The sequence below is a fragment of the Lactobacillus helveticus genome (assembly GCF_046109915.1).
In the GTDB taxonomy this organism is placed as follows: domain Bacteria; phylum Bacillota; class Bacilli; order Lactobacillales; family Lactobacillaceae; genus Lactobacillus; species Lactobacillus helveticus.
The window spans coordinates 1,560,042-1,574,099 of the sequence record NZ_CP151471.1; the positions used below are offsets into that span (position 1 = coordinate 1,560,042).

General features: G+C 35.8%; 15 protein-coding genes, 2 tRNA genes and 1 other annotated feature. Of the genes, 6 read left to right on the plus strand and 11 right to left on the minus strand.

Annotated elements, in window-relative coordinates; all coding sequences use genetic code 11:
* Positions 1 to 145: 145 nt before the first annotated feature.
* Both AADV52_RS07945 and AADV52_RS07950 read left to right on the plus strand, forming a co-directional pair.
* Positions 146 to 1,201 carry an ATP-binding cassette domain-containing protein gene (locus tag AADV52_RS07945; RefSeq protein WP_014919582.1) on the plus strand — a complete coding sequence of 352 codons (1,056 nt, stop codon included), beginning with the start codon at positions 146 to 148 and terminating at the stop codon, positions 1,199 to 1,201.
* A 34-nt stretch (positions 1,202 to 1,235) separates the two neighbouring features.
* A complete protein-coding gene (locus AADV52_RS07950) occupies positions 1,236 to 1,511 on the plus strand; it encodes an AAA family ATPase (protein ID WP_041808854.1) in 276 nt (91 codons plus the stop codon).
* A 41-nt stretch (positions 1,512 to 1,552) separates the two neighbouring features.
* Here AADV52_RS07950 and AADV52_RS07955 read toward each other — a convergent pair whose 3' ends face one another.
* The 4 genes from AADV52_RS07955 to AADV52_RS07970 all read right to left on the minus strand — a co-directional run bounded on the left by AADV52_RS07955 (position 1,553) and on the right by AADV52_RS07970 (position 5,152).
* Positions 1,553 to 2,032: a hypothetical protein gene (locus AADV52_RS07955; RefSeq protein ID WP_014919584.1), complete on the minus strand. Its 480-nt coding sequence runs from the start codon at positions 2,030 to 2,032 to the stop codon at positions 1,553 to 1,555.
* A gap of 97 nt (positions 2,033 to 2,129) precedes the next feature.
* Positions 2,130 to 2,492, minus strand: a complete 363-nt coding sequence (locus AADV52_RS07960) for a hypothetical protein (RefSeq protein WP_014919585.1) — start codon at positions 2,490 to 2,492, stop codon at positions 2,130 to 2,132.
* Between the two features lie 68 nt (positions 2,493 to 2,560).
* Positions 2,561 to 3,859, minus strand: a complete 1,299-nt coding sequence (gene purB, locus AADV52_RS07965) for an adenylosuccinate lyase (RefSeq protein ID WP_014919586.1) — start codon at positions 3,857 to 3,859, stop codon at positions 2,561 to 2,563.
* 3 nt (positions 3,860 to 3,862) lie between these two features.
* Positions 3,863 to 5,152, minus strand: coding sequence for an adenylosuccinate synthase (locus AADV52_RS07970; protein WP_014919587.1), 1,290 nt, complete (start codon positions 5,150 to 5,152; stop codon positions 3,863 to 3,865).
* 197 nt (positions 5,153 to 5,349) lie between these two features.
* On the opposite strand from AADV52_RS07970, the gene AADV52_RS07975 reads away from it, so the two are divergent.
* The 3 genes from AADV52_RS07975 (at position 5,350) to AADV52_RS07985 (ending at position 6,697) form a co-directional block, all read left to right on the plus strand.
* Entirely contained in the window at positions 5,350 to 6,342 is a 993-nt protein-coding gene (locus AADV52_RS07975; protein ID WP_041808856.1) for a GMP reductase, read from the plus strand.
* 199 nt (positions 6,343 to 6,541) lie between these two features.
* Positions 6,542 to 6,615 (plus strand) — tRNA-Arg (locus AADV52_RS07980).
* 8 nt (positions 6,616 to 6,623) lie between these two features.
* Positions 6,624 to 6,697: transfer RNA gene (locus tag AADV52_RS07985), tRNA-Pro, on the plus strand.
* Positions 6,698 to 6,778: 81 nt separating this feature from the next.
* On the opposite strand, the gene AADV52_RS07990 is transcribed toward AADV52_RS07985, so the two are convergent.
* Complete coding sequence (locus AADV52_RS07990; protein ID WP_014919589.1) at positions 6,779 to 7,834, minus strand: DUF871 domain-containing protein; 1,056 nt, start codon at positions 7,832 to 7,834, stop codon at positions 6,779 to 6,781.
* Between the two features lie 123 nt (positions 7,835 to 7,957).
* Positions 7,958 to 8,205 (plus strand) — a binding site (T-box leader).
* A 63-nt stretch (positions 8,206 to 8,268) separates the two neighbouring features.
* Between AADV52_RS07990 and asnA the strand changes: the two genes are divergently transcribed.
* Positions 8,269 to 9,282: an aspartate--ammonia ligase gene (asnA, locus tag AADV52_RS07995; protein WP_014919590.1), complete on the plus strand. Its 1,014-nt coding sequence runs from the start codon at positions 8,269 to 8,271 to the stop codon at positions 9,280 to 9,282.
* A gap of 463 nt (positions 9,283 to 9,745) precedes the next feature.
* Here asnA and AADV52_RS08000 read toward each other — a convergent pair whose 3' ends face one another.
* The 6 genes from AADV52_RS08000 to AADV52_RS08025 all read right to left on the minus strand — a co-directional run bounded on the left by AADV52_RS08000 (position 9,746) and on the right by AADV52_RS08025 (position 14,057).
* Positions 9,746 to 9,949 (minus strand): hypothetical protein, encoded by a 204-nt coding sequence (locus AADV52_RS08000; protein ID WP_107805705.1) that lies wholly within the window; start codon positions 9,947 to 9,949, stop codon positions 9,746 to 9,748.
* 54 nt (positions 9,950 to 10,003) lie between these two features.
* Positions 10,004 to 11,026 (minus strand): IS30 family transposase, encoded by a 1,023-nt coding sequence (locus AADV52_RS08005; protein WP_126096209.1) that lies wholly within the window; start codon positions 11,024 to 11,026, stop codon positions 10,004 to 10,006.
* Positions 11,027 to 11,037: 11 nt separating this feature from the next.
* The gene (locus AADV52_RS08010) at positions 11,038 to 12,087 is read right to left on the minus strand and encodes an IS30 family transposase (RefSeq protein ID WP_126096210.1); all 1,050 of its coding nucleotides are present in this window, start codon (positions 12,085 to 12,087) and stop codon (positions 11,038 to 11,040) included.
* Positions 12,088 to 12,170: 83 nt separating this feature from the next.
* Complete coding sequence (locus AADV52_RS08015; protein ID WP_107775400.1) at positions 12,171 to 12,773, minus strand: YcaO-like family protein; 603 nt, start codon at positions 12,771 to 12,773, stop codon at positions 12,171 to 12,173.
* Between the two features lie 74 nt (positions 12,774 to 12,847).
* The gene (locus AADV52_RS08020; RefSeq protein WP_014919594.1) at positions 12,848 to 13,057 is read right to left on the minus strand and encodes a hypothetical protein; all 210 of its coding nucleotides are present in this window, start codon (positions 13,055 to 13,057) and stop codon (positions 12,848 to 12,850) included.
* 4 nt (positions 13,058 to 13,061) lie between these two features.
* Entirely contained in the window at positions 13,062 to 14,057 is a 996-nt protein-coding gene (locus AADV52_RS08025) for a hypothetical protein (protein WP_014919595.1), read from the minus strand.
* Position 14,058: the final 1 nt, after the last annotated feature.

Sequence of the window (14,058 nt, forward strand, 5' to 3'; positions counted from 1 at the left end):
TTTGCTTTATTTTTTAATCTTTTTTTAATTAAGGTAACTTCATTTAGATTGGGTGGGATTATGGTTAGGATTATTAAAAATAACTTGTCAAACTGTCGTTAGTCAGGATGACAAGTCCTGACTTTTCATAAAAAAGCAGGTTATTATGTCACAACCACAACTAAATAAAACAATATTAAGTATTAATCATGTTGATTTTTCTTATCCAAATAGAAATTTATTCACTGATTTAAGCTTTTCCATTGCTGTAGGTGAACGTATTGCTTTAATAGGACCAAACGGCATTGGTAAATCAACACTGTTAAATTTAATTCGTAATAAAATTCAACCGGATCATGGTCGTATAATTCATCATGGTGAGATTAACTATATACCCCAAATTGATTATACTGATACAATTAATGATCCTAAAAGTGCTGGAGAGAAGCGACTCACTTTAATCGAAAATACAATTTGGCTACCTGGATCATTATTACTATTAGATGAGCCAACTGTATACTTGGATGAAAACAACATTGAAAACTTACTTTATTTACTAAAAAACTATAATGGTGCATTATTAGTTGCTAGTCATGATTTAGATTTTATTAATCGTTTATGTCAAAAGACTATTATCCTTCAGCCCAATAAAGTGATTTATTTCCCTGGAAACTATAGTCAATACTTAGAACAACATCAGATTAATAACCAGTCTGTGATCAATTTCAATGATAAAATCGTTGCTCTACAACAAAAGAGCAACAATTATAATCACTTTAAGTCTCAGAAAGATAGTACTAGACGTTTTACCTCGCGCAGTCATGATCATGTTCAAAAAGGATTAAACAGTCGCGTCAAGCGTGCAGAAAGAGAATTGCGTAATCTCCCTAGAAAAAGACATGTATATCAGCACCATATTCAATTACCTGAATTCAAAAACTGGTACAAAAAATCGACTACTTTTTCTATTAAGATAGATGAATTACTTAGCCCTAGACATGAAACAATTTTAAATAATACTGCATTAACTTTATGTACAGGACAATCGCTAGGATTAATTGGATCGAATGGTTCAGGCAAAACTACCTTACTCAAATACTTAAAGAATTACTTTAATCATCAGCATCTACTACCTCAAGCAACTTATATTGGTTTAAATTTAAACAAACAACAAAGCTATGAAACAGTAGCTGACTTTTTTTACAGAAACAATTTTAGGTAAAATCGATATTAAGCGTTTATTAGTCAAAATGGATATGTTTGTTGATTTATCTACTAAAATAAAAAATTTAAGCGGTGGAGAATTTGCTAAGCTAGCTCTACTTAAACAATTGTACCTTGACCACGAAACTATTCTGCTAATTGACGAACCTACTAATTATTTAGATCCAGAAAGCGTAATAGCTCTGGCTAAAATGCTAAAAGACTCGCACTTTACATGTATTATTGCTTCTCATAATCGGAAGTTCTTAACTGAATTTTGTCAATCAAACTATCTGATTAAGGAACAGAAGCTACTAACAATAGATTAATCTCTAAGCAAAAGAGGAATCAGATAATCCGATTTCCTTTTTTATTTTTTACTACTCAGATTAAGAAAAATCACATTCGGCGCCGAGAAAGTTTGATGAGTTTCTTTATTATACTTACCACCATAATATTCATAGCGAGGCTTCCCTTTACCAAAAGGATCCGTGTGGCAAAGAAAGACTACATATGCCACTTTGAATTCCTCCTCTGGACAGCCTAACCCACCCAAAACTATCTCTTCTTGATAGCTATTGGCTACCTCTAAAATATTTTCTCCTGGTTCTTGTGATCCTACTTGAATGATCAATCCATATTTGTTGCGCTTTTTATCTCGTGCAATCACATGTACAATTGCTTTTTCCTCTAAAACATTTCTATTAGGATCATCAAGTGAAGTAGCTTCTTGAATATCAAGTTCAGGCAGTATTCTTTGTACTTCATCAAGCAACCTATCATTATATTTCTTCAAAATGCCTGCAGCTAAGTGATCTATCATTGCTGGTGACATACCATTTTCTAACATAAAAAAATCCTCATTTCGTTAAAATTTGAGTTTTTACCCTTCTATATATAAGTACGCAAAAAAGTGGCAAAATTTTTTCTGAAATGAAGATTTTTTATTATTTAGTGTCTTTTCTAAAAAATGGGCAAAGTACAGCTACAAGCAAGCCGTAAATGAAGTACCAACGGTAAATATCTGCCAGATCCTGGTTTTTCAACCATAAAATCAAAGCAATTACTGTTAATAATGCTCCTAAAAAGATGGTCGAGCCCATATTTTTATCAGTAAAAAAGCTTACGCTGGCTCCCAAAGTAATTAGCGCAACTAAGCTAAAGATTACGATAATTACGGGGCCCTGCGTTTGAATATCGACGTCTAGCATTGAAGCATTAGTAAAGAACTGCCAAACCATAAATCCCGCTAATGCAATTCCTGCGAGCAAAACAATTAATCTAATTATGAATGAAACAAATTTTTTCATAGTCTCTTCCTCTCATTATTGTTCTCATTGTACCAAAAAAGCGCTTGGCTGATGCCAAACGCTTTTAATTAATCATCTAAACCAAGTTTTTTAAAGATGTCATCAACATGACGCAAATGGTAATGATAATCAAATGCATCATCAACATCTTCCTTAGAAAGATAATTCATAATTTCACTATTTTCTACTAGAGGCTTAAATTGCTTTTGTTCATTCCATGACTTAGCAGTTAATTTTTGTACCGTATCGTAGGCTTTTTCACGAGATAGTCCTGCTTCATCAATTAACTTAAGCAAAACTCGTTGTGAGTAAATTAAACCGTAAGTACGGTCCATGTTCTTAAGCATCGTTTCAGGGAAAACATCCAAATTAGTTAAAATTCGGTTGAAACGGTGCAGCATGTAGTCAATCCCAATAGTCGTATCAGGTAAAATTACACGTTCTGCACTAGAGTGCGAAATATCACGCTCATGCCACAATGCAACGTCTTCATATGCCGTTACAATATGACCACGCATTACCCGGGCCATACCGCAAAGATTCTCTGAGCCAATTGGATTGCGCTTGTGGGGCATTGCAGAAGAGCCCTTTTGACCCGCACGGAAGTTTTCTTCAACTTCATGGATTTCGCTGCGTTGCAAACCGCGAATTTCAGTAGCCCAGTTTTCAATACTAGTAGCAATCAAAGCAAGCATTGCAATATATTCTGCATGTAAGTCACGTGGTAAAACCTGACTAGTGATTGGCTGTTGAGTTAAGCCAAGCTGCTTCATTACGCTAGTTTCAATCTCAGGTGGCACGTTAGCAAAAGTACCTACGGCACCAGAGATTTTACCAGACTCTACGCCTTTTGCTGCATGTTCAAAACGGTCAATATCACGGTTAATTTCAGCATACCAACGAGCAAGCTTCAAACCAAAAGTAGTTGGCTCAGCTTGTACACCGTGGGTACGTCCCATTTCGACAGTGTACTTGTACTTCTTAGCCTTTTCTGCAATCGTTTCTTTTAATTCATGCAGATCTTTACGAATAATCTCATCGGCTTGCTTAAGCAAAAGTCCCTGTGCAGTATCAACTACATCAGTTGAAGTCAAACCAAAGTGGACCCACTTCTTCTCAGGACCTAAGCTTTCAGAAACAGTTCGGGTAAAGGCTACCACATCATGATGCGTTACAGCTTCAAGCTCTGCTACACGTTCTGCAGTAAAGGAGGCCTTCTTTGCAATCTTTTCTGCATCAGCTTCAGGCACTTCGCCTTGTTCAGCCCATGCCTTAGTGGCAGCGATCTCTACTTCAAGCCAAGCTGCATATTTATTTTCATCCGTCCAAATTTTTCCCATCTCTGGGCGAGTATAACGTTCAAGCATATTTTACATTTCCCATGGATTCTTCAAAACAATAGTCTGTTCACGATCAGGACCAACTGAAACTGTTACCAATGGAACGTCTACCAATTCAGAAACACGGTTCAAGAATTTTTGTGCATTTTCTGGAAGGTCATCCCACTTCTTAGCAGCAGTAATGTCCTCTTCCCATGCTGGAAGCTCTTCATAAACAGGTTTACATCTATATAATTCTTTCAAACTTGCTGGGTAGTAGTCAATCTTTTTGCCATCAAGTTCATAAGCAGTACAAATCTTGATCTTGTCAAAGCCTGAGAAGACATCAAGCAAGTTAAGGCTTAAGCCGTTAATACCTGATACACGCTTAGCATGACGAAGTGCTACCGAATCAAACCAACCAACACGACGTGGACGACCAGTAACAGTACCATATTCATGTGCGGTATCACGAATGCGGTCACCAACTTCATCAAGCAATTCAGTTGGGAATGGGCCTTCACCAACACGAGTAGTGTAAGCCTTGCAGACACCAATCACTGTATTCAAGCGGTTGGCACCCATACCGATACCTGAACAAATTCCCCCGGAAATAGTGTTAGATGAAGTTACGTATGGGTAAGTACCTTCATCAATATCAAGCATAGTACCTTGAGCACCTTCGAAGAGCACCTTTTCACCGTTATCAAGTGCATCGTTAACTAATACAGAAGTATCAGTAACATATTTCTTCATCTTTTGACCATATTCATAGTACTTGTCAAAAATATCTTCAAACTTAAGAGCAGGCTTACCATAAACCTTAGTAAATAATTCGTTTTTCACTTTTAAGTTAAGACGTAATTTTTCTTCAAAGGTATCTTTTTCAAGTAAATCACAAACACGAATACCAATTCTTGAAGCCTTGTCCATGTAAGTTGGTCCAATACCGTTCTTGGTAGTACCGATCTTTCTATCACCCTTAGCTTCTTCTTGATATTCATCTTGCTTAACGTCATAAGGCATGATGATATGAGCACGGTTAGAAATTCTTAATTTGCTAGTATCAATACCGTTCTTTTCAAGGTTATCAAGTTCGCCGAACATCACTTCTGGGTTAATTACTACCCCATTACCAATTACGGCACCCTTGGAAGCAGCAAAAATACCTGATGGAATCAAACGCATCTTAAATTCTTTACCATCGATATCGATAGTGTGACCTGCGTTGTTACCACCATTTGAGCGGACTGCCATAGTAGCATCCTTGCTCAAAAAATCAGTAATCTTACCTTTTCCTTCATCGCCCCATTGGCTCCCTACGACTGCAACTGCTGTCATTTAAAATTCACCTCATAAAAATCTCTTAAATATTACGTATGCTAGTCTAGCAATTTGTTAATCGTTAGTCAATGCAAATTCCGAATTATTTTATTTTTAATTTATTTAATAGTTCGATTTTTATATTGACAAAACAATTTATTTTCAATATAGTAATTGACGGTTTATACGATAACTTAGCAAGGAGAACTTAAAAAGTGAGCAATTATTTCTGTATGGAAGCCTTTGATTACGATAATATCCAACTTGTTCCAAACAAAGGTATCATTAAGAGTCGCCGTGACGCCGATACTAGCGTTAAGTTCGGAAGCCGAACATTTAAAATACCAGTTGTGCCAGCTAACATGGAGAGCGTCATTAATGATGACCTAGCAATTTGGCTTGCTGAAAATGGTTATTATTATGTAATGCATCGTTTTCAGCCAGAAAAACGGATTCTATTTATTAAAATGATGCATGAAAAAGGCTTATTTGCATCAATCTCCGTCGGCATCAAAGATAGTGAATACAAATTCATCGATGAATTAGTTGAACAAAATTTAAAGCCTGAATATATCACTATTGATGTTGCACATGGTCATTCAATTTATGTGATTAAAATGATCAAATACATTAAGCAAAAATTACCAGAATCATTCCTTACCGCTGGTAATATTGCTACACCAGAGGCTGTGCGAGAATTAGAAAATGCCGGCGCTGATGCAACCAAAGTTGGTGTTGGTCCGGGCCGGGCATGTATTACTAAATTAAAGACTGGTTTTGGGACTGGTGGCTGGCAACTAGCCGCTTTACGCATGTGCAGTAAAGCAGCATCCAAGCCGATGATCGCTGACGGTGGCATTCGTCATAACGGTGATATCGCTAAATCCGTTCGCTTTGGTGCAACCATGGTGATGATCGGTTCACTTTTTGCAGGTCATGAAGAATCTCCTGGCAATGTTATCAAAATTAACGGTAAAACTTATAAGCAATATTGGGGTTCAGCTTCTGCAGTGCAAAAAGGTGCCTACAAGAATGTAGAAGGTAAACAAATGCTCGTGCCCTATCGCGGATCAATCAAAGATACTTTGCGCGAAATGAAAGAAGATTTACAATCATCAATTTCATATGCAGGTGGTCGGGATTTAAACTCCATCAAGCTTGTTGATTACGTCATCGTTAAAGACAATATTTTTGATGGTGATAGATAATTAAACATTTTTAGTACAAAATAGTTGCATTTTGATTATTTTTTGTTAATTATTTTGTAATAAGATAGTTTTATTGGCATTTTTTCGATAGAATAGTATAGGTCTAGTTACTGGAGGGTAGACAGTAACTAGGCTTTTTTCTTGCAAAAAATTATTGGACATCGCTTATATTTATGTTATACTAATTGAGTTGATAGACGCGCCCTTAGCGCAACTGGATAGAGTGTCTGACTACGAATCAGAAGGTTGAAGGTTCAAATCCTTCAGGGCGCACTTAAAAACGGGAAATGGCTCAGTTTGGTAGAGCACCTGGTTTGGGACCAGGGGGTCGCAGGTTCGAATCCTGTTTTCCCGATAATATTTACTGTGAGATGAATCTTTGATTCATCTCTTTTTTGTACAAAAAAAGGAGTATTTCCTGAGAAATACTTCTTCGCTAAATACTATTTGCATTTGCTTTTCTAAAAATTACCCGCGTATTAGAGCCAATATAATCAAGCAATGGCAAATCATAATCTTTTACCTGAGCTAGCACGTTAACTTTTTCATTCCGTGGCAAATCACACTTAGTTATTTCGATTTCACCCTTATACCGCTGATACAAATCATTATCGACCGTCACGCTGCCCTTAGGCCGAGCATAAATGTTGTCTTGTGGTTCTGTTGAAAGCAATTGCTTTTCCCTGCTTTCCTTTAATCGTACTACATCCCTTGCCACATCAGGCCGATTATGCCAATCATTTTCAAATAATTCTGGAATTTCAGTATCTAGGTGCAATGTAATAGCTTTTTCTTTTTGATAATTGGTAATCGATTCAATTGTATCCTTAGTTAATTGCGGATCACCCACAAAAATATCATCACAATCCAGTTTTTGTAATTCTAAGATTGCTGCAAGTGGATTTTCATTTCTTTGTTTTTCAAGTGTAGGTAACCCTGCAAAAATTGGTCCGCGCAACTTGCCATTTCCTGAAATAAAGGCAGCTGTTTTCAAATTATAGCTATGGAGCCATTTATTCTTTTCTTGCATCCAGTGGGCATCAAGCCCAGTTTCTGGACGTGGATAAAAATTATGACCCGCCGTTAAATTATCAAAATTAGCATTGCCGTATTTCAAATTATCAATATCATCTTGCGTAATCGTGCTGGCATTCAGTACAATTGGCATTTCCTTAGATAATTTGGCAATAGTTTCCATAGCAAATCCATCATCTACCCGTAAACCGGTTAAATTTAAGCTTTTAATCTGATCCACGCCGTTAATATTTAACTTATGTAGAACTTCCTCTGATACATCTGCCACAATTTTTAAATCTAATTTTTGACACCAATTAACCAAATTAGCTAATCGCTTTAATACAATGTCATTCTCTGTATCAGAAACTCCAAGTTGCGTAAATACGCACATAAAACCACTGTTGCGCATCATCAATAAATAATTATAATTCTCGGCCGTTAAATCATGTCCGAGATAAACAGAAAAACCTAACATTTTAATCCTCTAAAGTAATAATATTTTCTTTTATGTCTATAAGTAAAACGCTTTCTAAATTATCATATCACATTTTTGTCTTGCTTTTTTATAGAAATACTGTTAAATATATATATAATAAATTAAAAAGCTATGAAAAAGACGAGTAAATAATCTATTTCTCTACAGTGAATTAGTGTTAGTGCGAAACTAATAGACCCTGGATTATTGAAAAACACTTTTAGCAGCTCACCGAAATAACAATTCTTAAAGTAGGTTGAGACGTCTCCGGCACGTTACCACACCGGTGGGGCATGATTGTGCTCCATAAAGAGGTCTATGTAATTAGACAATGTGGGTGGTACCGCGGAAAAAAGCCTTTCGTCCCTGGATTATAGGGAGCGAAGGGTTTTTTCTTTACTCTCAAATATTTTCGAGAAAGAGGATTTATTATTATGACACTTATTTTACCTAAAGACTACCGCCCTACATTAACTGTCCGTGATACTGAAGCAGCGATTGTTTTCATCCGTGAAACCTTCCAAGACAAATTAGCATCTATTCTTGGCATCCAAAGAATGTCTGCTCCAATGTTCGTTGAACAAAAAACTGGTTTGAACGACAACTTAAACGGTGTCGAACGTCCTGTTGCTTTCGACGTGAAGGCTATGCCTAAAGAAGATACGATTGAAATTGTCCACTCCCTTGCTAAGTGGAAGCGACTCGCCCTTAAGAAGTACGGCTTTGGCATGCACGAAGGTCTTTATACTAACATGAACGCCATTCGCCGCGACGAAGATTTAGACAACTTCCACTCCATTTACGTTGACCAATGGGATTGGGAAAAAATCATTCGCAAGGAAGAACGCAATACCGATACTTTGGAAATCACCGTTAACAAGATTTTTAGAGCAATTAAAGAAACTGAAAAATTAGTATCTGCACGCCACCCTGGTTCTACCTACCGTCTTGGTGACCACGTTTCATTTATTACTACACAAGAGCTTGAAGACCGCTGGCCTGATCTTTCACCAGACGAACGCGAAAATCAAATTGCTAAAGAAGAAAAAGTTGTCTTCATCATGAAGATCGGTGATAAGTTAAAGCGTAGCGGTAAACCTCACGACGGTCGTGCACCTGACTACGATGACTGGCAATTAAACGGTGATTTAGTTTTCTGGTATGAACCTCTTCAAAGCAAGATTGAAATTTCTTCAATGGGTATCCGAGTCAGTGAAGAGAGCTTAAAGGAACAACTTAAGAAGGCTCACTGCGAAGAACGCACTAAATTGCCATTCCACCAGATGATTTTGAAGGGTGAATTACCTTATTCAATCGGCGGTGGGATCGGTCAATCTCGTCTATGTATGTTGCTGTTAGGTAAGGCTCACATTGGTGAAGTACAAGCTTCTATTTGGCCAGAAGATATGGTTGAAAAATGCGAAGCAGACAATATTGAATTACTTTAAGAAAAATGAACTAAAAAAATCAATTTGCTTTTTGATGCAAATTGATTTTTTATTTTGCTTATAGCATTATTTTAACTTTATTACTTCATCAAACCTACTACTGAGATTATCATCTAACACATGGGTAATATATAAAATCGTTGTCTGTAAATCCAACAGTTTATTTTCAATCTTCCTCAAAGTAGTTTTATCAATTCCTGATGAAAATTCATCAAGAACCAAAATACTTCGGTCATTAATTTTATTGAAATCTATCTATGTCAAAGTGACAGCATCAAGCGGAAAGGCTGGGGAGTATAATCGAAAACAATAAAAATATCTCTACTCCTGTTTATTCCAAAGTATTAGGTCAATCAAAACATCCGATGATTATGTGCATTCATTTTAAAACAAAAATAAAAGTGCTAGACAATCATTCAATTAAATTACCATCTAACACTAGATTTCATTTAGTATAATCACCTTAAGGAAACGGTAAATATTTATATTTATTTGGAAAATTATTATTTGAATGCAAAAGATAAGAAATTTTATAATTATTTGGATTTATAAATGGAGTAAAAATATGAGGATATGCTTCTTTAGCAGAAAAATGCATAACTGTACCTCTTATATTTTCAGATTTACCATTTAAAAATGTAAGATAGGGTTTTATTGAATTTTCCATAGAAATTCTTTTTATTTTTTCCGCAAATTGCAATAATAAATTGAACACTTTTAGTTAAGCTGCTTGATAGATTAGATCTAATTCTCTTTCAAAGATTTCATCTGGTGTATGATAGGCCAGTATCTTTCTTGGCAAAGAATTGCACCAGGTTTCAATATTAATGATGTCTTGTAAAGAATAGTTAGCTATTGCTTCTCCTTTAGGAATGAATCTGCGAATAAGACCATTGTGTCTTTCAACTGTTCCCTTATCACAAGAAGTGTAAGGATGGGCATAGTAAACCAGTGTATTGGATGCTTTTTCTAGGTTGGAAAGATCTGCAAACTCTGAGCCATTATCAGTGGTAATGGTTTTAAAAATATCATTCCAATGTTCGCTGTATTGCCTTTGGAGTTCTTTAAAGGCCTGCATGACACTGACAGAAGTCTTGTCAGGAATACGAAGAATTAAAAACTCACGACTCATATGCTCAGATAAGGTTAGCAGCACCTCATCATCTTTGCTCTTATGTCCGAGAACTAAATCGCATTCCCAATGACCGAATTCATTACGTTTATTGATCTCTTTAGGACGTTCTTCAATGCTTCTGCCAAGTTTTTTCTTATTTTTGCGAATACGATAAAGCTTGGTATTGCGTTTAAGCTTCTCTGGCAAGTCGTAATTATGTATATCTAATAGACCTTGGTCGACATAATTGTAAAGAGTCTTAGTACAGACAACATCTCTGCTGCTAAATGCGCCAACAGCAGTGGCACGATTACTGCACACATCAAGCGACCAGCCGTCTTTAAAGAAATGCTTGTGGACATAGCGCATGAATTGAGTTTTCCTGAGAAAGTCTGATTTGCGCCCACAATTTTTACGATGAGCTTGATATGCATCATGCCCTTGAGTAGCCTTATATCTTTTGACTTTGCCATGATACAGTTCTACAGTACCGCGCTTAACCTCATAGCTGATAGTAGAAGGAGAACAGTTTAATTCACGGGCGATGGCACGCAAAGAATAGCCATCTTTCAAACGCAATTGAATAATAACTCTTTCCTCGAATGATAAATGCTCGCAAATTGCAATAATAAATTGAACGCTTAAGCTGCTTGATAGATTTGATCTAATTCTCTCTCAAAGATTTCATCTGGCGTGTGATATGCCAGGATCTTTCTGGGCAAAGAGTTGCACCAGGTTTCAATATCAATGATTTGTTGGAGAGAATAGTTATTGATGCAGTCTCCTTTAGGAATGAATCTGCGGATCAGGCCATTATGTCTTTCAACAGTTCCTTTATCACAAGAAGTATAAGGATGAGCATAATAAATAAGCGTTTTAGAGACTTGTTCCAGATTAGCTAGATCCGCAAACTCTGAACCATTATCAGTAGCAATTGTCTTAAAGATATCGTTCCAATGTTCGCTGTACTGTTTTTGAAGCATTTGAAAAGCCTGCATGACGCTGGCAGAGGTCTTGTCAGGTATACGAATAATCAGGAATTCGCGGCTCATGCGCTCGGAAAGAGTTAACAGAACCTGATCGTCCTTGGTCTTATGACCCAAGACAAGATCGCATTCCCAATGACCAAATTCGCTGCGCTGCTCAATCTCTTTAGGCCGCTCTTCGATGCTTCGTCCCAGCTTCTTCTTGTTTTGGCGAACATGATGAAGCTTGGTATTGCGCTTGAGCTTTTCGGGCAAGTTATAGTTTTTGATGGTCATCAGTCCTTGATCAACGTAGTTGTACAGAGTTCTGGTGCAGACTGTTTGATAATGCGAGAATTCCCCGGTAGCTAAACTACGGTTGGCACAAACGTCAAGCGACCAGCCGTCTTCAAAGAAATGCTTAATGACATAATTGATAAAGCCAGCCTTCTTCAAGAAAGCTGATTTGCGGCCACAGTGGCGCCGATTTATTTGATAAACGCTTTGGCCCTGATCAGCCTTGTAGCGCTTCTGCTTGCCGTGATAGAGAGAAACAGTGCCCCGTCTGACTTCATAGCTGATCGTAGAAGGAGAGCAGCCCAGTTCGCGAGCAATTGCTCTAATAGAGCAGCCATCTTTTAAGCGAGTTTGGATAATAACCCGTTCTTCAAATGACAAGTGCTTGCCTTTAATGTGCTGATTCATGGTAGAATGTAAAGAGTCCATTTGTGACCTCCAATAGATGTTTTTTGTGGTTATTAACATTCTATCAAACAGGTCCAGATGGACTTTTATTTTTTACAAAGTGTTCAACTTAATTTTACAATCGGCCTTTTTATTTTTTCTATTATACTTAAAGAAACATACGAGTCTTCCTTTTTATTTTCCAGCACACTAGCTTTATTTAAATAATTAAACTTTTTCAATATATATTTAGGAGTTAACCAATTTGAAAATATCATCGAATAAGACTCTATGCTTTGTAAATCAATATACTTTAAGTGATAATCTAAAGTATTTAATAATTTGTTTCTCTTCTCTATTTCATTATCTGAAACATAAAAAGGACTATTCCCCATCCCTTCTGCTAAAGCATTATTTATAGCTGTTAGCAAATTAAAATCTGTTCCCAAACCTACATTATATGAATTTCTATTTATACCCACAAAAAGAATAACATATATATCCTTTATTATTGAGATATCATTTATCATTAAACAAGAAAATTTAAATTTAGAATACGGCTTTAATTGATTGTGGATAACTCCCTTATTAATTTTTTTACCTGGCCATTCCCGTAAAAACGAATAAACTAAGCTTTGCCGTTCTATAAATTCAAAGAAAGCTTTCTTAATCGCATCTTCCACGTTAGTAAAGTAAGCTGTTCCACTTGAGTCAATAAAAGAATTAATATTACAATTCTCTGTATCTCTTAATAAATATACTTTCTAAGGATCAATAAAATTGATTTTATTATCAACAATGTTTAAAGCAGCAACTTTTTTAACTTATTAGATGGATGTAATTCAATATACCTTTCTGTAAATTCACCTATTCCAGACTTTAAACAATCAGGTAAAGTAAGTTTATTAGCCACACCAAGTAAAGCGTTAAAAAAACCATCAATTTTTATTGTACTTGTATCTTTTTCGAAAATAGAATTTGAAATTCTAAGTTTTTTTATTAATTCTGTCATAATTTTAAACTATTGGACAATCTACCTTATTTTTTACATCTTTTAAACTTATAAAATTAATTGAATTATTAGAAATTAATTTTAATAATTGAAATTTGGGGACAACGCATGATATTAATTCATCACTAAAACACCTAGCAGTCAATAAAGGCTTGTTAAATAAGCCATCTGTAATTAATACTACGTACATGTGTTTAAACGTACAAGAAAGCAGTAACCCCAATTCATGAATATCTCTCGGATCATGACCGGAAAGACACTTATTCCCCCTAACGTGACTTATTGAAGATAGCATATCCATATGCTGAATTTGTTCTGAATTCCACTTCCAATACAAAGTTTTATCATACTTTTTTGATGAACTAACATTAACTCTATCTATATTATTCTGAAACCACATCAAATTCATTTCTTCAAATGCTTTTTGCTTAGCGATATCCACACTTTTTAAAGAGCTTCCTAACCCACAATGCCAATATTGATTTTCGTCTTTATACGCAGCCAAAACAACATAATATGGAAAAAAGAAACTATTCAATAAAAAAATAGTTTTCCTATTATTGGGTTGCCAACCCATAGTAGATATGTTTTTAATATCATTCTTATACCACATTCTTAATAAGGCATTTTTTTCAATAAGTTCTCCAATTGAGTGTTCAATAGCACTAAACATATTTAAATGTGTAGCAGTGCCAGTTGAATCAGCCTGATAATTATAACCTATCTTATAACCCGAAACATATTTAATCTTGTTCGTTATTACATCATACGAAACATACTTTTTTGGGGGATTAGTCGTTGGAATAACTAAAGCATGTCGTTCGCAAGCTTCTGAAACAGCTTTAGCCAATGAGAAATTCGACTTTCTTGAAATAGCATTCCCCCCATTAGGACTGAGCATGTTATCAACCAATATTGAATTAAAAGTAGCACGTGAATATATATAATCTTCTTTAAACAGATTATATGTTTGCGATGCGGAAATATAAAAATTTAACATG

Bases quoted from the DNA above. Each gene is read 5' to 3' on its own strand.
- AADV52_RS07960 (WP_014919585.1), bottom strand. From the start codon at position 2,492: ATGAAAAAATTTGTTTCATTCATAATTAGATTAATTGTTTTGCTCGCA.
- AADV52_RS07955 (WP_014919584.1), bottom strand. From the start codon at position 2,032: ATGTTAGAAAATGGTATGTCACCAGCAATGATAGATCACTTAGCTGCA.
- AADV52_RS07970 (WP_014919587.1), bottom strand. From the start codon at position 5,152: ATGACAGCAGTTGCAGTCGTAGGGAGCCAATGGGGCGATGAAGGAAAA.
- asnA (WP_014919590.1), top strand. From the start codon at position 8,269: ATGACACTTATTTTACCTAAAGACTACCGCCCTACATTAACTGTCCGT.
- purB (WP_014919586.1), bottom strand. From the start codon at position 3,859: ATGCTTGAACGTTATACTCGCCCAGAGATGGGAAAAATTTGGACGGAT.
- AADV52_RS08025 (WP_014919595.1), bottom strand. From the start codon at position 14,057: ATGTTAAATTTTTATATTTCCGCATCGCAAACATATAATCTGTTTAAA.
- AADV52_RS07945 (WP_014919582.1), top strand. From the start codon at position 146: ATGTCACAACCACAACTAAATAAAACAATATTAAGTATTAATCATGTT.
- AADV52_RS07990 (WP_014919589.1), bottom strand. From the start codon at position 7,834: ATGTTAGGTTTTTCTGTTTATCTCGGACATGATTTAACGGCCGAGAAT.
- AADV52_RS08010 (WP_126096210.1), bottom strand. From the start codon at position 12,087: ATGGACTCTTTACATTCTACCATGAATCAGCACATTAAAGGCAAGCAC.
- AADV52_RS07950 (WP_041808854.1), top strand. From the start codon at position 1,236: ATGTTTGTTGATTTATCTACTAAAATAAAAAATTTAAGCGGTGGAGAA.
- AADV52_RS08020 (WP_014919594.1), bottom strand. From the start codon at position 13,057: ATGACAGAATTAATAAAAAAACTTAGAATTTCAAATTCTATTTTCGAA.
- AADV52_RS08000 (WP_107805705.1), bottom strand. From the start codon at position 9,949: ATGGAAAATTCAATAAAACCCTATCTTACATTTTTAAATGGTAAATCT.